General features: G+C 56.7%; 22 protein-coding genes and 1 tRNA gene. 14 read left to right on the top strand and 9 right to left on the bottom strand.

Annotation, left to right across the window (positions count from 1 at the left end):
- Positions 1–89: 89 nt before the first annotated feature.
- The 6 genes from VJ651_RS16585 to VJ651_RS16560 all read left to right on the top strand — a co-directional run bounded on the left by VJ651_RS16585 (position 90) and on the right by VJ651_RS16560 (position 4,135).
- Complete coding sequence (locus VJ651_RS16585; RefSeq protein ID WP_324108513.1) at positions 90–1,292, top strand: phage/plasmid replication protein, II/X family; 1,203 nt, start codon at positions 90–92, stop codon at positions 1,290–1,292.
- Between the two features lie 23 nt (positions 1,293–1,315).
- Complete coding sequence (locus VJ651_RS16580) at positions 1,316–1,621, top strand: hypothetical protein (RefSeq protein WP_324108512.1); 306 nt, start codon at positions 1,316–1,318, stop codon at positions 1,619–1,621.
- Positions 1,622–1,695: 74 nt separating this feature from the next.
- A complete protein-coding gene (locus VJ651_RS16575) occupies positions 1,696–2,607 on the top strand; it encodes a hypothetical protein (protein WP_324108511.1) in 912 nt (303 codons plus the stop codon).
- Between the two features lie 32 nt (positions 2,608–2,639).
- Complete coding sequence (locus VJ651_RS16570) at positions 2,640–2,894, top strand: hypothetical protein (RefSeq protein ID WP_324108510.1); 255 nt, start codon at positions 2,640–2,642, stop codon at positions 2,892–2,894.
- Positions 2,885–3,121 (top strand): DUF4224 domain-containing protein, encoded by a 237-nt coding sequence (locus tag VJ651_RS16565; RefSeq protein WP_324108509.1) that lies wholly within the window; start codon positions 2,885–2,887, stop codon positions 3,119–3,121. The genes VJ651_RS16570 and VJ651_RS16565 overlap by 10 nt, the downstream gene beginning before the upstream one ends.
- A 6-nt stretch (positions 3,122–3,127) precedes the next feature.
- On the top strand, positions 3,128–4,135 hold the full coding sequence (locus VJ651_RS16560) for a tyrosine-type recombinase/integrase (RefSeq protein ID WP_324108508.1): 1,008 nt from the start codon (positions 3,128–3,130) through the stop codon (positions 4,133–4,135).
- 19 nt (positions 4,136–4,154) lie between these two features.
- On the opposite strand, the gene VJ651_RS16555 is transcribed toward VJ651_RS16560, so the two are convergent.
- Both VJ651_RS16555 and VJ651_RS16550 read right to left on the bottom strand, forming a co-directional pair.
- A complete protein-coding gene (locus VJ651_RS16555; protein ID WP_324108507.1) occupies positions 4,155–4,397 on the bottom strand; it encodes a hypothetical protein in 243 nt (80 codons plus the stop codon).
- A gap of 110 nt (positions 4,398–4,507) precedes the next feature.
- Positions 4,508–4,583, bottom strand: a tRNA-Phe gene (locus VJ651_RS16550).
- 122 nt (positions 4,584–4,705) lie between these two features.
- Here VJ651_RS16550 and VJ651_RS16545 point away from each other — a divergent pair.
- From VJ651_RS16545 to VJ651_RS16525, 5 genes are all read left to right on the top strand, one after another.
- Positions 4,706–5,899, top strand: coding sequence for a UbiH/UbiF family hydroxylase (locus VJ651_RS16545; protein WP_324108506.1), 1,194 nt, complete (start codon positions 4,706–4,708; stop codon positions 5,897–5,899).
- Positions 5,900–5,928: 29 nt separating this feature from the next.
- Entirely contained in the window at positions 5,929–6,648 is a 720-nt protein-coding gene (locus tag VJ651_RS16540; protein ID WP_324108618.1) for a DsbC family protein, read from the top strand.
- 112 nt (positions 6,649–6,760) lie between these two features.
- Complete coding sequence (locus VJ651_RS16535) at positions 6,761–7,750, top strand: MDR family oxidoreductase (RefSeq protein ID WP_324108505.1); 990 nt, start codon at positions 6,761–6,763, stop codon at positions 7,748–7,750.
- Between the two features lie 9 nt (positions 7,751–7,759).
- Positions 7,760–8,362, top strand: coding sequence for a nucleotidyltransferase family protein (locus tag VJ651_RS16530; protein WP_324108504.1), 603 nt, complete (start codon positions 7,760–7,762; stop codon positions 8,360–8,362).
- A 7-nt stretch (positions 8,363–8,369) separates the two neighbouring features.
- The gene (locus tag VJ651_RS16525; RefSeq protein WP_324108503.1) at positions 8,370–10,172 is read left to right on the top strand and encodes a M61 family metallopeptidase; all 1,803 of its coding nucleotides are present in this window, start codon (positions 8,370–8,372) and stop codon (positions 10,170–10,172) included.
- On the opposite strand, the gene trpC is transcribed toward VJ651_RS16525, so the two are convergent.
- The 6 genes from trpC to rpe all read right to left on the bottom strand — a co-directional run bounded on the left by trpC (position 10,169) and on the right by rpe (position 15,648).
- A complete protein-coding gene (gene trpC / locus VJ651_RS16520; protein ID WP_324108502.1) occupies positions 10,169–10,975 on the bottom strand; it encodes an indole-3-glycerol phosphate synthase TrpC in 807 nt (268 codons plus the stop codon). The two genes, VJ651_RS16525 and trpC, sit on opposite strands and share 4 nt — an antisense overlap.
- Positions 10,976–10,981: 6 nt before the next feature.
- Complete coding sequence (gene trpD / locus VJ651_RS16515) at positions 10,982–12,019, bottom strand: anthranilate phosphoribosyltransferase (protein WP_324108501.1); 1,038 nt, start codon at positions 12,017–12,019, stop codon at positions 10,982–10,984.
- A gap of 18 nt (positions 12,020–12,037) precedes the next feature.
- Positions 12,038–12,601, bottom strand: coding sequence for an aminodeoxychorismate/anthranilate synthase component II (locus VJ651_RS16510; RefSeq protein WP_324108500.1), 564 nt, complete (start codon positions 12,599–12,601; stop codon positions 12,038–12,040).
- A gap of 1 nt (position 12,602) precedes the next feature.
- Complete coding sequence (gene trpE / locus VJ651_RS16505) at positions 12,603–14,099, bottom strand: anthranilate synthase component I (RefSeq protein ID WP_324108499.1); 1,497 nt, start codon at positions 14,097–14,099, stop codon at positions 12,603–12,605.
- 194 nt (positions 14,100–14,293) lie between these two features.
- On the bottom strand, positions 14,294–14,986 hold the full coding sequence (locus tag VJ651_RS16500) for a phosphoglycolate phosphatase (protein ID WP_324108498.1): 693 nt from the start codon (positions 14,984–14,986) through the stop codon (positions 14,294–14,296).
- Entirely contained in the window at positions 14,983–15,648 is a 666-nt protein-coding gene (gene rpe / locus VJ651_RS16495; RefSeq protein ID WP_324108497.1) for a ribulose-phosphate 3-epimerase, read from the bottom strand. The genes VJ651_RS16500 and rpe overlap by 4 nt, the downstream gene beginning before the upstream one ends.
- A gap of 127 nt (positions 15,649–15,775) precedes the next feature.
- Here rpe and apaG point away from each other — a divergent pair, with 127 nt between their 5' ends.
- Positions 15,776–16,150 (top strand): Co2+/Mg2+ efflux protein ApaG, encoded by a 375-nt coding sequence (gene apaG, locus VJ651_RS16490; protein WP_324108496.1) that lies wholly within the window; start codon positions 15,776–15,778, stop codon positions 16,148–16,150.
- A gap of 161 nt (positions 16,151–16,311) precedes the next feature.
- Positions 16,312–17,526, top strand: coding sequence for a murein transglycosylase A (locus VJ651_RS16485; RefSeq protein ID WP_324108495.1), 1,215 nt, complete (start codon positions 16,312–16,314; stop codon positions 17,524–17,526).
- A gap of 71 nt (positions 17,527–17,597) precedes the next feature.
- Here VJ651_RS16485 and VJ651_RS16480 read toward each other — a convergent pair whose 3' ends face one another.
- Positions 17,598–18,203 carry a hypothetical protein gene (locus tag VJ651_RS16480; protein ID WP_324108494.1) on the bottom strand — a complete coding sequence of 202 codons (606 nt, stop codon included), beginning with the start codon at positions 18,201–18,203 and terminating at the stop codon, positions 17,598–17,600.
- 217 nt (positions 18,204–18,420) lie between these two features.
- Here VJ651_RS16480 and VJ651_RS16475 point away from each other — a divergent pair, with 217 nt between their 5' ends.
- Positions 18,421–19,197, top strand: coding sequence for an enoyl-CoA hydratase (locus VJ651_RS16475; protein ID WP_324108493.1), 777 nt, complete (start codon positions 18,421–18,423; stop codon positions 19,195–19,197).
- The last annotated feature ends 403 nt before the right edge of the window (positions 19,198–19,600 follow it).

Raw genomic sequence — 19,600 nt, 5'->3', positions numbered from 1 at the left:
CACCCAAAAAAATTTTCGCTTACGGGTTGTAACACCCCGTATCAGTCTCACTGGTGAGACAAAACGCATTTTGGAACGAAGTGCAGAACATGCCGCTTGATACGGTCAAGCTCCGGTCGCCAACACTGCCCAAAGCGACCATAAACAGGATCGAGGGAATGGGGATCAAGACACAACGGACAGACATGCAAACCGGCTTGATTGAAATGGAATTTACCCGCACGCCACTACGCGGAAGCTGGGACTCCCGGATCAGCCTTGCACCATGCCATAGCGACTTGAGCAAGAACCCGATAACAGGGCGAGTCGAGGAGCATCCATGTCCCCCGTATGTGTATCTGGAATGTTCCTTTCCGAAGAATCTGAACGGGCATAACGTTTTCGGAGGCCCAACCGATTTACCGCTATCCGCGAGAGTCCTTATCGAAGCCGTATCGGACCAGCTAGGGGTAAAACTACCTCCTGCCGATACATGGTGGGTTCATCGCGTCGATTGGGCAGAAAACTATGTCCTGGGATTCGATGCGATTCAAGATTTTTTCGCCACGATGAAAAATGCCCGTTTCCCTCGCAGGAACGTGCAAAGCTATGGCACAAATGGCCTTTACGCCGCAGGCATTACCACGACCGTCAAGCTGTACCACAAGGGCGAAGAATTTGCGGAACACGACTTCAAACGGATCGAACGATCCCTTCGAAATCTGCGCACAGCCCAATACCCCCAAGACCGGCACATAGTCGAAAACAGGCAATGGGTCGAAGACCAGATAACGATGCTTCAGGACGAGGCAAACAGACGGTTGCGCGTCGAAGTCGAAATTCATCTCGAAAAACTCAAGCACGATTTCGGGCATAAGCCATTCGTGAAGGAAGTAAAAACCGATTACCTTACGGCGGTATTTGACAAAGAGGTTTATCGCTTGATGCGTCAAGGGAAGACGGCCGGGACGACAATTCTCCGCAATAGCACCGCCGTGCTTAGGCGACTAGCGGACGAGCACCAAAGCGAACTAGCAAACAAGCTGCACGCGTTCTGGAACCAAATGGCGACAGTCGGCGAGAAGGAAACGAAAGCCGCGTATCCGCGCGCGACCTTCTACCGTCATCGCAAGATGCTTGAGGAGGCCGGGATCACTTGGCACCAAGCCGATTCGCGCCTTATCGAGCGCACCGACACATCCCTACCCGACGATTTTCAACTCATTCGAAGTGACCCGCGAAGGTGTACTCGCGAGGTTATCGAAGGCACCCCCGTGTTTAATCAATGGGGAAATTTGAAGCAGGCCGCTTAAGGCCAATCACATAGGAGCAACACATGACCGAAGCAGTAATTTTCTTCGCAAGCCGCTACGACTTCGCCGATGAAAAAGGCACTCAACGGAAGGGCGCAAAAGTGAAATATTTTCTGCCCGAGAAAGCCGAAGGCGAAAACAAGGAAGGCATCGAATACATGGAAAGTCCGATGCCATTTGAGTTGTTCGAAACACTGAAACACTACAACTTGCCGGGAATGTTCGAAATCGATTTCAGGATGAAGCCCGGCAGGGACAACAAGCCGGAAATGTCACTCGTGAAAGCGCAGTTCAAAAGGAAAATCGAACTGTTCAAGGACGGGAAATAACAAGGCGGTGAATTGGAGTGCGGGAACACCCCAATTCACCTATCCAAAGCCACAAACGGACAGGGACATTGGACATGACGAAATATACACCCGAAGAACGAGAGGAACTAGCCGCAGCAGCGAAGCGGCTAGGGGTGCATGGTCGAGACAGCAAGATTGCTGATCTGCGCGAGCGACCGAGGAAAACCGCCCCCAAAGAGCAACCACAAAAAGTAACGAAGCAAAAGCGGCAGAAGCGCCATCAAGAAACGGAAGGCGAATGCCTTGATCGCATGATCAAGCAATACAAACTCAACCACCTGATCAAGAAAGAACACGTTGAGCCGTATGACGTCACCAAGCCGACACGATACCCCGAAGTCGTCATGTGGAATACAGCCGGAAATCTTTTGCTCGACAGGATTCTGAAGCGGTACGCTCACGTAATGAAGCCACAGGGAATAACACCGATCGACCTCAAAATGTGGCGTGAGCATTTCATGCTGATGAATCATGAGCAATTGGGAGCGCTGATCCGAGTGTCGTCAAGAACGATTCGAAATTGGGAAAGCGGTGTATGTGAAATTCCGTTCTCCATGTGGTGGGTTATGCACGTCACCATGCAAGACCCGGAACACTTTTTAACTCGCCCGGGATTTCATGATTTCTACATCGAGTATGTGGACGGCAAAGCCCATCTCTGTTCTCACTCGTATCCGGACATTCGGTGGACAGTCACCGACTTGTATTTCAACCGATGTGCGCTCAATGAGGTGCTTACCCTCCGCGAGCAGATCAACAGGCGGGAAGAGAAGATCGATGAACTGACCGCCGAAAACACACGGCTGCGCCAGCTGCTGAAGGTCGAAGGCGTTGCCAGTGAACTGCAGGCGATGCATGAACACATCGGAGCGCTGATGAAGCGGATTCAAACCGCAGACGTGATGCACTTCGAGGCAGCACCACAAGTGACGCAATCCACAGACCCTATTCACAAGGCGGCGTGATGCTGCATACGCATTGATAAGGGAAACGAACCATGCCACTCACCACCCTGAAAGAAAAGGTCGACGCTCTTGAAAAAACGATGCTCGCGATTGATGAACTTAACAACATTTGCCAGCAGGCCACTTACTATGGCAACCAACCGATCAATCTTGAGTGTTACGCCAATCTTTTGAACTACCTGATCGAACCGGCGATGTTCCAGGTTGAGACGGTGCGAACGCAGATTGATGAAATGATCCAATGGGAAGACGAACAGGCCTGCATGCGGAGGCAAAAATGTTCCTGACCGCTGATGAGTTGCGCGAGCTGACCGGATACATTTATCACTCTCGCCAAATCGAATGGCTGCGCTGCCACAACTGGAAATTCGAAGTAACCGCCCAGCAGCGCCCCAAGGTTGCACGCAGCTATTTCGAGTCCCGCCTAGGCGCACCTAGTCCTAGGCAGGCGGTTGAATCGGTTTCCTCTGCGGTTCGCCCGAATTTTCAAGCAATCTTACAGGTGCAACGATAGGCAATCATGGGGCGCAAGCGTCAAAACAATCACAATCTGCCCCCGCGTATGCATGTAAAGGCTGGCCGCTACTATCACGTATCGAGCACATTGCCGCGTAAGTGGACACCGCTGGGAGACGACTTGAACGAGGCAAGGCGAAAATGGGCCGACCTTGAAAGCGAACCGGTTGGCACCGCGGACAAGTCATTTTCCGTTGTTGCTCGCCGTTATATGCGGGACGTGCTGCCTACACTCTCAAGGCAGACACAACGCGATTACACGCAATATCTCGTTCCGCTTGAGGCTGTTTTTGGAGAGGTCGCAATTGACAGCATTCGACCGGTTGACGTTGCCGAATACCTACGTATCCGGGGTGAGCGGTCAAAAGTGCGAGCAAACCGTGAGAGAGCCCTTTTCAGCACGATTTTCAACCATGCGAGAGCCTGGGGTTATACGGACATCACAAACCCCTGCAGCGGCATTAAAGGTTTCAAGGAAAAGCCGCGCGATCGGTATGTGTCCGACGATGAATATGCGGCGGTGTGGGCCTGCGCGCACCCCACCGTGCAGGACGCAATGGATTTGGCCCTTTGTACCGGTCAGAGGCCCGCAGACGTGCTCAAAATCGTTGTTACGGACATTTCGGACGGGAAGCTGGCTGTTACCCAAAATAAGACCGGCAAGAAGCTCAGAATCGCGATTGAGGGCGATTTGGCGGATGTGATGGCCCGAATCATGTCCAAGCAGAGAAACGATCTGAATCCGGCCTTATTGCAAGACCCGAACGGCGAGCGCCTGACCTATTTTGCGTTGCGATCGAGATTCGACAAGGCGCGAGAGGTTGCGGGAGTCAGCTTTCAATTTAGGGATTTGCGCGCTAAGGCCGCTACTGACACTGAAGACCTTGCGCATGCTCAACGATTACTGGGCCACAAAAACCGCAGCACGACCGAAATTTATACACGGGAACGGCGAGGCGAACTGGTAAGACCATTACGCCGGGCCGCAGGTGACACAAAGCCAATGAAGTAGATTGAGAGTAGGGGGCAAATTAAGGCTTTCCTGCACCCTCTACCAGTCCATACTCGTCAACCATCTCGAACCATTCATCTGTATCAAGCTCCATTCCCGATGCTGACATATCGGCCGCATCGGCAGCATCCACGAGATCCACCAGGAAGAAAACGCCGCCCTCGTCTTCGTCCTCAACAACGGTCACGTTTTCAACAACAAATTGCTTGCCAGGGGCAGTCTTCGTGGATGTATAAAGCCCCTTTTTCGGTGGCTGGCGCATTGAGTGCTTTCGAGGAGGAGAGAAGTCGACAAATTCAAGAATTGTAGAAAAGCCGCCTTAATTGTAGAAATGCGGATTAGCAACTATTCATCGCTAACCCGCATCAAGTCTGGTGGCCCGGGGCGGAATCGAACCACCGACACAAGGATTTTCAATCCTCTGCTCTACCAACTGAGCTACCAGGCCAAGGCGCGCAAGTATAGCAAAACTGTTGGAATTTGCAAGGCTTTTTGCAAGGCAGATCATGCCGCAACGGCTATAATGCCTTCTACACGCTTCGCTTTTTATTTCAATCAGGCACTTGCTTCATGCATTTTCAAAGCAATATTTGTGTTGTCGGGAACGGCGCCGTCGGGAAGGCCGCTGCCCTCGGTTTTGCCCAGGCCGGACTCAGCGTCACCTTGTTGAGTCCTCCCGGTTCGGCAGTGGCGCCGGCGCAATCGGCAGGCTGGGATGTGCGCGTCTATGCCTTGAACCACGTTGCGCATGATCTGCTGTCTTCCTTGAAGGTTTGGCAAGCGCTCGACGCATCGCGTGTGGCGCCGGTCGATACGATGAGCGTCAAAGGCGATGGCGAACAGGCGGGCAATCTCGCCTTTGATGCCTATGGTGCGCGTACCGGTGCGCTGGCGTGGATCGTCGAAGACAGCAATGTGAATTCGGCCCTCGATGCGGCGCTCAAGTTCGCGCCCAATATGCGCATCGTGAGCGGCCGTGCTGCACGCTTGCGCGCCGATTCGGCGGGCGCCACCGTCCAGCTCGACAACGGCGACCTGATCGAGGCGTCCCTGATCGTGGGTGCGGACGGTGCGCAATCCTGGGTGCGCGCGCAGTGCGATATCGGCATTGACTACCGGTCCTACGGACAGCGTGCCATCGTCACCAACTTCGAATGCGACAAGCCTCACCACGACACCGCTTATCAATGGTTCACTTCGTCGGAAGGCATCGTGGCGCTCTTGCCCTTGCCCGGACAGCGCACTTCGCTGGTCTGGTCGGCGCCGGAGACCTTGGCGCAAACCTTGTTGCGCGAGCCGCTCACGCAATTGGCGGAGCGCGTCTCACAGTTGTCCGAACACCAGCTTGGCCAGCTTCGCCCGCTGCAGCCCGAGCTGGTCAAGGCTTTCCCGCTCAGTCTGCTGCGTCCGCATTCCATCGTTGCGCCACGCGTCGCCCTGATTGGCGATGCCGCGCACGTCGTGCATCCGCTGGCTGGTCATGGTATGAACCTTGGCTTTGCGGATGTCGCGGCGCTGGTCAAGCTTGTCTCCGAGCGTGAATCGCATCGCGACTGCGGCGATGAGCGCGTTCTCGGACGTTACGCGCGCGCCCGCAAGGAGGATATTTTCCTCATGCAGGCAGCGACCGACGGACTGGAACGATTGTTTGCGGCCGATTTTGACCCGCTGCGCCTTGCACGCAACATAGGATTGAACTTGGTCAACAAGCTGCCGGTCTTAAAACGAGCCTTGATTTCCCATGCAATGGGGAAAAAGCCATAGCACAACGGAAAGATGAAACAAAAAACATGATGAAATTGACCAAACTGGCCGCGATCGGCCTGCTGAGCCTGGCGAGCGGATTGGCATTGGCACAAACCCCGCAGGAAACGGCCATCAAGAAGGCGATCGAACCGCGCCTGGGCGACGGGGCCAAGATCGACTCGATCACCAAGACGCCGTATGGCGGCTTGTATGAAGTGCGCATCGGCAGCGATATCTTCTATACCGATGCCAAGGGCGAGTACCTGTTCATCGGTCGCATTGTCGACACCAAGACGTTCACCGATCATACCAAGGCGCGTGTCGATGACCTTACCAAGATCAAGTTCTCCGACCTGCCGCTCGAATCGGCGCTGAAGACGGTCAAGGGCAATGGCAAGCGGGTCATCGCTGTATTCGAGGACCCGAACTGCGGCTATTGCAAGCGCTTCCGGCAGACCTTGAGCGAGATGGACAATCTGACCGTCTACACCTTCATGTACAACATCCTGGCCGAGGATTCGGCAGTCAAGTCGCGTAACATCTGGTGTTCCGCGGACCGCGCGAAGGCTTGGGATGAGTGGATGCTGAAAGGCAAGGCGGCCGAGGCAGCCCCGGCCAATTGCACTGCACCGAACGACAAGATCCTGGCGCTCGGCCAAAAGCTCAAGGTGACCGGCACGCCGACCATCTTCTTTACTGACGGCACGCGGGTTCCCGGCGCTATCGATCGTGCCGCTCTGGAAAACAAACTGGCCAGCACCAAGTAATCGGCCCGGCCTCGAAAAAAGGCGCACTCCGTCCGGGAGATGCGCCTTTTTTCATCAACACGCGCTTTTTTGCAGCAAACTATAATCGGAGCTCCACTCATGGAGGCGCCCAATGTTCAATGCAATTTTGCTTAACAAGAATGAAGATGGCACGACAGATGCCAGGCTGACGCAACTCGATGACGCGCAACTTCCCGTCGACGGCGATGTGACGGTGCGTATCGACTATTCCACCATCAACTACAAGGACGGACTCGCAATCACCGGCAAATCGCCGGTGGTGCGCAAGTGGCCCATGGTGCCCGGCATCGATGGCGCAGGAGAGGTGATCGCGTCCTCGCATCCGGAATGGAAAGTAGGTGATGCCTTCGTGCTCAACGGTTGGGGGGTGGGCGAGGTGCACATGGGCTGCCTCGCGCAGCGCGCCAGGTTGAAGGGCGAGTGGTTGATCCCGCGTCCGGCTGGCATGTCCGCGAAAACCGCGATGGCGATCGGCACGGCGGGTTATACGGCCATGCTGAGCGCGATGGCGCTGCAAGAGCAGGGTGTGAGCAAGGACAGCGGTGAAATCCTGGTTACCGGCGCCTCCGGCGGCGTCGGCAGCGTTGCCATTGCCATCCTGTCCGGCTGGGGCTATCGCGTGGTGGCGTCTACCGGCAAGCTCGCTGAAGCTGATTATCTCAAATCGCTCGGTGCAGCCGACGTCATCGACCGCGCCGAACTGTCAGCGGCCGGCAAGCCCTTGCAAAAGGAACGCTGGGCCGGTGTGGTGGATGCAGTCGGATCGCATACGCTGGTCAACGCGCTGGCGCAGACCCGTTACGGCGGCGTCGTCACCGCATGCGGGCTGGCGCAGGGCATGGATCTTCCCGGCAGCGTGGCACCATTCATCCTGCGCGGTATCCGCCTGCTCGGCATCGACAGCGTCATGGCACCCAAGGCAAGGCGGATCGCTGCGTGGCAGAGGCTGGCAACCGACCTCGACGCTGCCAAGCTGGATGCCATCACGCATGAGATCACATTGGCCGAAGCCTTGTCGAAAGCGCGCGACATCATTGAAGGCAAGGTGCGCGGCCGGCTGGTGGTGAATGTCAACAGCTGAGGAGGTCGCATGCATAGCGCCGGCACCAGGCTGACAGGGATTCTGCTTGCCGCCGGTCGCGGCCAACGCTTTGATCCTACTGGAGAGCAGAACAAGCTGCTGCAAGCCTTGTCCAGTGGTCAGAGTGTAGCGGAAGCGGCGGCGAGAAATCTGCTCACCGTATTGCCGGCCGTGCTTGCCGTCGTTCGTCCGGAACATACCGCGCTCGCGGCGCAACTTCGCGCGATCGGCTGCCGCGTATCGGTTTGCACGCATGCCGATGAGGGCATGGCGGCATCGCTTGTTCATGCGCTTGTGCAGACATCGGACGCGCAAGGCTGGTTGATTGCATTGGCGGACATGCCCAATGTACGGTCCGCAACAATCGAAGCGCTCGGCAAAGCAATCCGGCACGAAACCGACATCGCGGTACCGATGTATCGCGGTCAGCGCGGCAATCCCGTGGCATTCGGCCGAGCACATTTGTCAGACTTGCTGGCCTTGCGCGGCGATCAGGGCGCACGCCAGCTTCTCAAGACCCGACCCCTGATCGAGGTCGTCACCGACGATGCCGGGATCATGCAGGATGTCGATACCGTCGCCGATCTCGCTGGCTGCAATGAAAGAAGATAGGACAGGAATGAAAAACACGGTTCTCTACACCATCGCGCCCAAGGACCTGGCAGCGCATCTTTTCGAAGTCACATTGACTGTCGATAAACCCGACCCGGACGGACAGATCTTCTTTCTCCCTGCCTGGATCCCTGGCAGTTACATGATTCGCGAGTTCGCGCGCAATATCGTGCGAATCAACGCGCAGTCCGATGGCGAGGTCGTCACCCTGAAGAAGCTCGACAAACATACCTGGCAGGCATCACCCTGCAAAGGGACGATCACGCTCGAGTACGAAGTCTATGCGTGGGATCTCTCGGTGCGTGCCGCGCATCTGGACCAGACGCATGGATTCTTCAACGGCACCAGCGTCTTCCTGAGCGTGCAGGGGCAGGAAAACCTGCCGCACGTTGTCGATATCCGCCGTCCCGAGGGTGAGGAGTTGAAGACCTGGCGTGTCGCCACTGCCTTGCCGCAGCTGAAGGCGAAGCGCTATGGTTTCGGTACCTATGTCGCAGCGAATTACGATGAGCTGATCGATCACCCGGTTGAAATGGGCACCTTCGATCTGGCGACTTTCAAGGCGCATGGCGTGTCGCACGATATCGTCATCACCGGTCGCGTGCCGAATCTCGACATGGCCCGCCTGAGTGCCGACCTGAAAAAAATCTGCGAGGCGCAGATCGCATTGTTCGAGCCGAAAAGCAAGCGCGCTCCGATGGACCGTTATGTCTTCCTGACGCTGGCCGTGGGCGATGGTTACGGCGGTCTTGAGCATCGTGCGTCAACGGCGCTGATCTGCTCGCGCAATGACCTGCCCGTCAAGGGGCAGAAGGAGATGAGCGAGGGCTATCGTACCTATCTCGGGTTGTGCAGTCACGAGTACTTCCACACCTGGAATGTCAAGCGCATCAAGCCCGCCGCGTTCGCACCCTACGACCTGCGCACGGAAGGCTACACCTCACTGCTCTGGCTGTTCGAGGGCTTCACCAGCTACTACGACGACCTGATGCTTGTGCGCAGCGGCGTGATCGATGAGGCTGCGTATTTCAAATTGGTAGGTAAAACAATCAATGGTGTCTTGCGCGGCAGCGGTCGCACCAAGCAGAGCGTTGCCGAGTCGAGTTTCGATGCATGGACCAAGTACTACCGACAGGATGAAAATTCACCGAATGCGATCGTCAGCTATTACGCCAAGGGTTCACTGATCGGATTGGCGCTCGACCTGGCAATTCGGACAGAGACAAAAGGGCGCAAGTCGCTGGATGATGTGATGCGTGCGCTATGGCAGCGTTACGGGCGCGATTTCTATAGCGACCTGGGCGGTGCGGGCGTGACCGAAAACGATGTCGAACGCCTGTTCGATGAGATCGCCGGCTTGAAGCTCAAGCGCTTTTTCGACCGCTACGTGCGGGGCATCGACGATCTGCCGCTGGGCAAGCTGCTTGCGCCGTTTGGTGTCGAGATGTCCGATAAGCGCAAGGATGCCAAGCCGGGTTTGGGCATTCGCACTTCACGGGACGGCAATGACTGCAAGCTGGCCAATGTGTATGAAGGCGGAGCCGCGCATCGGGCCGGGCTATCGGCCGGAGACATTCTGATCGCGATGGACGGATTGCGTGTGTCAGCGAGCAATTTCGACACGTTGCTGGCACGTTATCGGGTCGGAGATGCGGTGACATTACATGCATTCCGTCGCGATGAATTGATGATGTTCGATGCGACACTCACCCCCGACGATGCGCCGCAGGTGACGCTTGCGGGGCAGGCGAAACCCGCAGCGCATGCGCGACTGCGCGCCGCCTGGCTGGGAACGAAATCCGCCGGCTAGCTGTCGCCGAAAAGACGCGCCAGTTCCGCGCCCGGGTCGGGCGCGCGCATGAATGCCTCGCCAACCAGGAAGGCATGCACATCGGCGTCGCGCATGCGCTTCACGTCATCCGGCTTCAGGATGCCCGACTCGGTGACAACCAGTTTTTCCGGCGGAATGCGCGGCAGCAAATCGATGGTGGTCTGGAGTGAGGTTTCGAACGTGCGCAGATTGCGATTGTTGATGCCAAGCATCGGCGTTTTCAGTTTCAGCGCGGCAGTCAGTTCGTCCGCATCGTGCACCTCGACCAGCACGCCCATGCCGAGCTCATGCGCGCAGGTTTCCAGTTCCGCCATCAAGCCATGGTCGAGCGCAGCAACGATCAGCAGAATGCAATCCGCACCCCAGGACCGCGCCTCATACACTTGATACGGATCGACCATGAAGTCCTTGCGCAGCACGGGAATCGAGCACGCCGCGCGCGCCTGCTTCAGATAGCCGGATGAACCCTGGAAGAATTGCTTATCGGTCAGGACCGACAAGCACGCGGCACCATGTTTTGCATAGGTTTCCGCGATGTCGGCAGGACGGAAGTCGGCACGCAGTACGCCCTTCGAGGGAGATGCTTTCTTGACTTCGGCAATCACGCCCGCATGGCCGGCGGAAATTTTCGACCGTAGGCTCGCCTCGAAACCGCGCAGCGATTGGCGTGCTTCATCGTTGGTTTCCACCTCGCGGCGCAAACTGGCCAAGTCGCGATGTTTCTTCGCAGCGGCAACTTCGCCGGCCTTGACCTCAAGGATCTTGTTGAGAATGTCGGACATGATCGATCAGTTGGCGGCGCCGAGTCGTTGGGTCGCCTCGACGAATTGATTCAATTTCGCCCGCGCCGCGCCCGAGGCAATCGCTTCGCGCGCCTTGTCCAGGCCAGCGGCAATCGAGGTGGCCACGCCCGCCGCATAAAGTGCGGTACCCGCATTCAGCACGACAATGTCGCGCACCGGGCCGGGTTTGTTATCCAGTGCCTCGAAGATTTTCTCCTTCGATTCCGCCGCGCCGGAAACCTTCAGATTGCGGCTCGCCACCATTTGCAGCCCGAAGTCTTCCGGATGAATTTCATATTCGCGGATCTCGCCGTCAATCAGTTCCCCGACCATGGTCGCGGCGCCAAGTGACACCTCATCCATGTTGTCGCGCCCCCAGACCACCAAGGCATGCTGTGTGCCGAGACGTTGCAACACCCGCACCTGGATGCCGACCAGATCCGGATGAAACACGCCCATCAGGATATTCGGCGCACCGGCCGGATTGGTGAGCGGGCCGAGGATGTTGAAAATGGTGCGCACGCCGAGTTCCTTGCGCACCGGCGCCGCATGTTTCATCGCAGCGTGGTGATTAGGCGCGAACATGAAACCGATACCGGTTTCTTCGATCGATTCCGCAACCTGTTCCGGCTTCAGATTGATATTGGCGCCCAGCGCCTCCAGCACATCGGCACTGCCTGACGAGGATGACACGCTGCGGCCGCCATGCTTGGCGATGCGTGCGCCGGCCGAGGCAGCGACGAACATCGAGGCGGTTGAAATATTGAAGGTATGCGCACCATCGCCACCCGTGCCCACGATATCCAGCAGCTTGCTGGTGTTCCTGGTCGGGACCTTGGTGGAAAATTCGCGCATGACTTGCGCGGCGGCGGTGATCTCGCCGATGGTTTCCTTCTTCACGCGCAAACCCATCGTCAGCGCCGCGATCATCACGGGCGATATTTCGCCGCTCATGATCTTGCGAAACAGCGACAGCATTTCGTCGTGAAAAATTTCGCGGTGTTCGATGCAGCGCAATAGCGCTTCCTGCGGGGTGATTGGCATGGCAATGGCTCCGTGGTATCAGGTATTCAGAAAATTCTTCAACAGTTCATGCCCATGCTCGGACAGGATCGATTCGGGGTGGAACTGCACGCCTTCTACTTTGAACTCCTTGTGGCGCACGCCCATGATTTCGCCGTCCTCCGTCCACGCAGTGATTTCCAGGCAATCCGGCAGCGACTCGCGCTCGATGGCGAGCGAGTGATAGCGAATGACGGTGTACGGGCTGGGCAATCCCTTGAACACGCCGACGTCGGTATGGGTAATCTGTGAAGTCTTGCCATGCATGACCTGCTTGGCGCGAATCACCTTGCCGCCGAACGCGGCGCCGATGCTCTGGTGACCAAGACAAACTCCCAAGATCGGAATCTTCCCCGCAAATTCCGTCAGCACACCGATTGAAATCCCTGCTTCATGCGGCGTGCACGGACCGGGTGAAATGCAGATGCGATCCGGCTTCAGCGCAGCGATCTGCTCCAGCGTGATTTCGTCATTGCGGAAGGTCCGCACATCTTCACCGAGCTCGCCAAAATACTGGACCAGGTTATAGGTGAAGGAGTCGTAGTTATCAATCATCAGCAACATATCAGATCTCCCCGTCCAGTCCGTCCTGCACCTGCTCGGCCGCACGCAATACCGCGCGCGCCTTGTTTTCCGTTTCCTGCCATTCCATTTCGGGAACCGAATCCGCAACCACGCCGGCCGCGGCCTGCACATACAGCGTGCCATCCTTGATCACGCCGGTGCGAATCGCAATGGCCAGATCCATTTCTCCGCCGAACGACAGATAGCCGCACGCGCCGCCATAGATACCGCGTTTGGTCGGCTCCAGTTCATCAATGATCTCCATCGCGCGGACCTTCGGTGCGCCCGACAGCGTGCCGGCGGGGAAGGTCGCTTTCAGGACATCCAGGTTCGAGAGGCCCGGCTTGAGCGTGCCTTCCACGTTCGACACGATGTGTTGCACGTGGGAATATTTTTCGATTACCAGCTTGTCGGTGACTTTCACGCTGCCGATCTCCGCGATGCGACCGATGTCGTTGCGGGCGAGATCGATCAGCATGACGTGTTCGGCGATTTCCTTCGGATCGGCCAGCAATTCCTTCGCCAGTTGCGTATCCTTCTCCGGCGTCGTGCCGCGCGGGCGCGTGCCGGCCAGCGGACGGATAGTCACTTTCTTCTGGCCGTCAGGGGTTTGCTCGTTGCGGACCAGGATCTCTGGCGAAGCGCCGACGATCTGCATATCGCCGAAATTGTAGAAATACATATAGGGCGATGGATTCAGCGAACGCAATGCGCGATACAAGGACAGCGGCGAGTCGACATATGACTTCCTCAGGCGCTGGCCGACCTGCACCTGCATCAGATCGCCGGCCATGATGTATTCCTTGGCACGCTCGACCGCTTTCAGATAATCGGCCTTGCCGAAATCGCGCACCGTATCCGTGCGCACCGATGCCGATGTCACCGGCACGTCGACCACGCGACGCAACATGGCGCGCAAATCCTTCAGGCGTTGCCGTGCTCGTGAATACGCCTCGGGCTGAGTCGGATCGGCATAGACGATCAGGTAGAGCTTGCCCGAAAGATTATCGATCACCGCCAGTTCTTCGGTCACCAGCAACTGGATATCGGGCAGGCCCAGATCATCTTTCGGCGTGGTGTGCGCAAGGCGCTTCTCGATATGTCGCACCGCGTCGTAACCGAAATATCCTGCCAGTCCACCGCAGAAGCGCGGCATGCCGGGGCGGATCGCCGCCTTGTAGCGCGCCTGGAATTCGGTAATGAATTCGAGCGGATTGCCTTCGTGCGTTTCCACCACGGCGCCGTTCATGACCACTTCGGTCCTGGTCCCGTAGCTGCGCATGAGCGTCGTTGCCGGCAGGCCGATAAACGAATAGCGTCCGAAGCGTTCGCCTCCCACGACGGATTCGAGAAGAAAGGTATTCTTGCCCGCGTTCTGGGTCTGCGCCAGCTTCAGGTACAGCGTGAGGGGGGTTTCCAGGTCGGCGAAAGCCTCGGTGATCAGTGGAATGCGGTTATAGCCTTGCGTGGCCAGCGATTTGAATTCGAGTTCAGTCATGTTTCTCTCCGGGCGCTATTGTAGAACGAGCGGGCAATAGCAGGGGATGTCAAAAAACGTTGCCAACCGAATAATAGCGGTCAGCGGCAATGGTGGGTTATTCAGCCCAGGATTGCCAGCGTCGCCACAGCCAGGCCTCATACAAGCCCAGCGATGTCACGTCACGTTTTTTGTCGAGAAACATGTGGTTTCGGTTATGCGGAAATAAGATGCGCTGCGTCGAGCAGCGTCGAAACTATACCATCCGAATCGACGTTGTGTATAGATTCCCCATGGTTGTACCCGTACGGCACATTCAGGACCCGACACCCCGCGGCGCGCGCCGCCTGGGCATCGTTTGACGAGTCGCCGATCGCAAGCGCCTGCGCTGGGCGCACCTTGAAATCCTCGCAGACTTTCAGCAGGGGATACGGATCCGGTTTCTTCTTCGGCAAGGAATCGCCGCCATAGACGATATCGAAATACCGGCGCAGGCCGGTTTTTTCGAGCAGCGGCTCGGCGAAATCGATGGGCTTGTTGGTTACGCACGCCAGCCGCAGCCCTTTGGCTCGCAGGGTCTCCAGACCTTCGCGCACGCCGGGATAAACGCTCGAATACATGCCGTTGATCGCCAGGTAGTGCTTTTGATAGGATGCCAGCGCGCGCGCAAAATGCTGTTCGACGCCCTGGTCGTCGTAGTCGACGCCGAGCACGCGCCGCATCAGGTTTTCGGTCCCTTTGCCGACGAAGTGCGTGATCGTCTCGATGCCCAACGGATCGAGGCCCAGCTCGGCGCGCATGCGGTTGATCGCCACATGAAAATCCGGCGCCGTATGCACCATGGTTCCGTCCAGGTCGATAATGGCGGCGCGTATGTCGGTCAGCACGAGAGCTTCCGCTGCCTTCATACTTGCGCCAGTTGGCTGCGCATGGCGTCGATCACCGCCTTGTAATCCGGCTTGCCGAAGATCGCGGAGCCTGCCACGAAGGTGTCCGCGCCAGCGCGAGCCGCCTCGGCAATGTTCTCGACCTTGATGCCGCCATCGACTTCCAGCATGATGTCGCGGCCCGATTCGTCAATGCGATGACGTACTGCGGCGATTTTCTTCAGTGCACCGGGAATGAACGATTGGCCGCCGAATCCCGGATTGACCGACATGATCAGAATGATATCGAGCTTGTCCATCACGTGATCGAGATAGTGCAGCGGGGTCGCGGGATTGAACACCAGCCCGGCCTTGCAGCCGCTATCGCGAATCAGTTGCAGCGAACGGTCGATATGATCCGATGTCTCCGGGTGGAAGGTGATGATGTTTGCGCCCGCCTTGGCAAAATCGGGAATGATGCGGTCGACCGGCTTGATCATTAGGTGCACGTCGATCGGCACCTGCACATGCGGGCGAATCGCGTCGCAAACCAGCGGTCCGACAGTCAGATTTGGAACGTAGTGGTTGTCCATGACGTCGAAATGAATAATGTCCGCGCCGGCGGCTACAACGTTGCGAACTTCTTCACCCAGGCGGGCGAAATCGGCGGAAAGAATGCTGGGGGCGATGCGATAGGTAGGCATGACGAGCAATATGAATAAGGATCCGGTATTTTACCCTTTCGATCTGCGCACAGTCTTGCAATGGCGCCGGAATTCGTGTGCAATGAGCCAGCCCACCGATTCAGTGAAAAGAAAAACAAGGAATACCATGGCATCCTATGAATTTACGGTCGTCGTCAAGACGCAATATCTCGCCGAGCAGTCGGATCCCGACCGCTCCAACTATGTCTTCGCGTACACGATTACGGTCAAGAACACCGGCGATGTGGCCGCGCAGTTGATTTCGCGCCACTGGATCATCGTCGACGGCAACAATCGGATAGAAGAGGTGCGAGGACTCGGCGTCGTCGGCCATCAGCCCCTTTTGCAACCCGGCGAGCAATTCGAATACACGAGCGGCACTGCACTCGCCACGCCACAGGGTTCAATGGTCGGGACTTATTTTTGCGTGGCCGAAGATGGTGAGCAATTCGAGGCGAAGATCCCTGAGTTCATTCTGTCGTTGCCACGCACCTTGCATTGAATTAATGTTGTGAGTCGTCCTTTTGCGGTTGCGATTCTCGCGGCGTTGCTTGATCCGGTTTTTTTCCGGAAAACATCGTCCACCATACGATAAACACCAGCAAAAACAGGGCAATCCCCGCTTCAAGTATTATCAGCCACATAGTCTTCTTGCCATCTCCAATGTCAGTGATCCGTCCAAGTGTACTCGTATCGGTAGTGCTCGTCGTCCTCTCCGCGTGCACAACTGTCCAGGTAACCAAGCCGCCCGTTGCGACGCCAAAGCCAGTCGAAGGCCCGAAGGAAATGCTCAGGCCAACGAGCTTTGCAGCGCTCCCAGGGTGGGACAGAGACGATTTGCGTGAAGCAATTCCGGCATTTCTAAGCTCTTGCGAAGTCCTAATCAAGAAGCCAAATTGGAAAGAGCCTTGTGCCATTGCTCGCGACGTCGATGCCAACAGCGAGAAGGCGGCGCGTACCTTCTTTGAGGCGTTTTTCATTCCTTATCAGGTCATCAACGCGGACGGCACGGACACTGGACTGGTGACCGGCTACTATGAGCCGCTTTTGCGCGGCGCACGCAGGCGCGGTGGCCCCTATCAGGTGCCGTTGTACCGCACACCTGATGATCTGCTCACAATCGATCTCGGTAGCGTTTATCCTGAGCTTAAGCACATGCGCTTACGGGGGCGACTAGTCGGCAACAAGGTCTTGCCCTACCTTTCGCGCGCCGAAATGACGCAATCCAAGTTTCTCGCAGGCAAAGAGCTATTGTGGGTCGACGATCCGATTGAAGCCTTTTTCCTGCAGGTCCAAGGCTCCGGGCGCGTCCAATTGGCGGACACGAAAGAGACGGTGCGCGTGGCTTTCGCCGACCAAAATGGCTACCCGTACAAATCCATCGGGCGGTATCTGGTTGATAAGGGAGAGATGACGCTCGATCAGGCATCTGCTCAGAACATCAGGGCCTGGTTCGCCGCCAATCCCGCGCGCCAGCAGGAACTGTTGAACGCGAATCCAAGCTACGTTTTTTTCAGGGAAGAAAAATTGGCAGATCCGAGCAAGGGACCCAAAGGCGCATTGGGCGTGCCTCTGACGCCGCAGCGCTCAATCGCCGTCGACCCGCAATTCATACCGCTGGGCGTTCCTGTCTTTCTTGCGACGACGCAGCCCGGCAAGGACGCGCCGCTTCAGCGACTCATGCTGGCACAGGATACCGGCGGAGCAATAAGAAGCGCAATACGCGCAGACTACTTTTGGGGCTTCGGCCCTGGTGCAGCGGAAAACGCCGGGAAGATGAAGCAACGCGGGATGATGTGGGTTTTGTTGCCGAAACTCGGTGAGAAGCCGGACATCTCCAGGCAACTCACGGAAAATCGCGAAGGATCTCCACGCTGATACTTGTCGATTCCCGTGGTCGACCTGCGCCAGATAGTTCGTGTGAGTTTGGCGTTCCCGACATGTCCAGGCTATAGAGGTGTGAAGGCCCCTGCCAGCAGTTGGGAAGGAGCCTGTGCTGCCGACTCTGCCTGCATCGTCTGCATGGCGACTGCCAAGATCATGTCCTGCGTCGACAGATGAAGCGCGAACCATTGGGGCAAGAGGTGATCGGCTACCTCGCGACCCGACTGAACATCTCCAGCCATTACGCGTGAATGAATATTGTGTAGCGCACCCAACACACGTGCATGCTGTTCTTGATGTACGTTCGATGCCGGAAAATCAATTTCCTCCATCCAGCACTCTTCCTGGCGAAATGCCTGCTCAAGTCGCCGCACAAAAACACGATATGCCCCATCAAACTCTTGATCGGTGCTGCGCGATAATTCGTCCATGGCCTGAAACACATCATAATGAAGCCTGTCCATCGCCTGCACACCGGACGCCGTCTCAGTTCCCCAAGTCGCAGGCTTCGCTGAAATAAGATCGTCCGGACGGAGGAAACTGGCGTCCGCGAAATGAGGCGTTTGGACGCGCACGTTCCGAAATGACTCGAACTGAAAGCCGCTCGATACTCCTTGACCGCTCCGCGGTTCTGACGTATTCCCAGTCGCGCTAAAATCCATTTGTGTCATTGCAAAACTCCCGTCTCGGCTGAGCGCGGCGCCCGCTGCTACCGGTTTGACGTGGATACATTTACCACTGCGCCATCTAATTCGACTGATCCTACGTGTTCAAGGCAGGGCGGCTTTGACATGCGTCAAGCACATACGGCCGTCGAGCGTTTCGTCGTAGCCGCCCGGCTGGTCAAGAGTACAATTGCGCGGTCCATTTTTGTCAGGAGCCCTGTATATGACTTATGAAAACATCATCGTGGAATCCCGCGAAAAAGTTGGAGTGATCCGGTTAAACCGGCCGAAAGCCTTGAATGCGCTTAACGACAAGGTGATGAATGAGCTTGGTAATGCGCTACTGACCTTTGACGCTGATGAAAACATCGGCTGTATCGTCATTACCGGAAGCGAAAAAGCATTTGCGGCGGGCGCAGACATCGGCGCCATGGCTAACTACTCCTTTATGGACGCGTATAAGGGGGACTACATTACTCGCAACTGGGAGCAGATTCGGCGTGTACGCAAGCCAGTCATAGCCGCCGTTGCCGGTTATGCTCTTGGCGGCGGATGCGAGCTGGCAATGATGTGCGACTTCATTATTGCAGCCGACACAGCCAAATTCGGTCAGCCCGAAATAAAGCTCGGGACGATACCGGGCGCTGGTGGCACGCAACGCCTTCCGCGCGCAGTTTCCAAATCGAAGGCTATGGACATGTGTCTCACCGCTCGCATGATGGATGCAGCCGAAGCTGAGCGCGCGGGGCTGGTATCTCGTATCGTTCCGGCAGAAAAACTGATGGATGAGGCGCTTGCCGCAGCGGCCACGATCGCCGGGATGTCGCTCCCGATAGTCATGATGATCAAAGAATCCATCAATCGCGCATATGAAACGACGCTGACAGACGGTGTGCAGTTTGAGCGCCGCCTTTTCCACAGCACCTTCGCCACCGAAGACCAAAAAGAAGGCATGAAGGCGTTTATTGAGAAGCGCTTGCCAAGCTTCCGAAACCTTTGATATAGTTCGCCTCCCGTTGAAAAACCTATGCGGAAAACCTCTATGAGGAATCTGCAAAGTGCAGGACAACGGGAGAGTGGAAAGTGGCTTTAGCAGTGTAAATTTCAGGCTCCGAAGTTAAGCAATTGACCGAACCTGAAAAACGAAGCATAATCTCACCTCTTTGCCGCTGACGAACAAAACGATTTGTCGGCGGTGTGCGAGACGGGAAAAGTCGAGCAAAAAGAAGCGGTTAGGCGAACAAGTTCATGTAAATCAGAGCTTGACGCAAAGTGAAAAGTGCTTCATAATCTCATTTCTCTGCTGCTGACGAACAAAACGATTTGTCGGCGAGTTGCGAAGCGAAAGCGAGCGACGGCGGAACGAGTTCTTTAAAAAGTAACAGCCGATAAGTGTGGGCGCT

Source organism: Noviherbaspirillum sp. (assembly GCF_035254865.1).
Lineage (GTDB): Bacteria > Pseudomonadota > Gammaproteobacteria > Burkholderiales > Burkholderiaceae_D > Noviherbaspirillum.
Note: the sequence above shows the minus strand (reverse complement) of the source record. Positions and strands in the feature narration are given on the sequence as shown.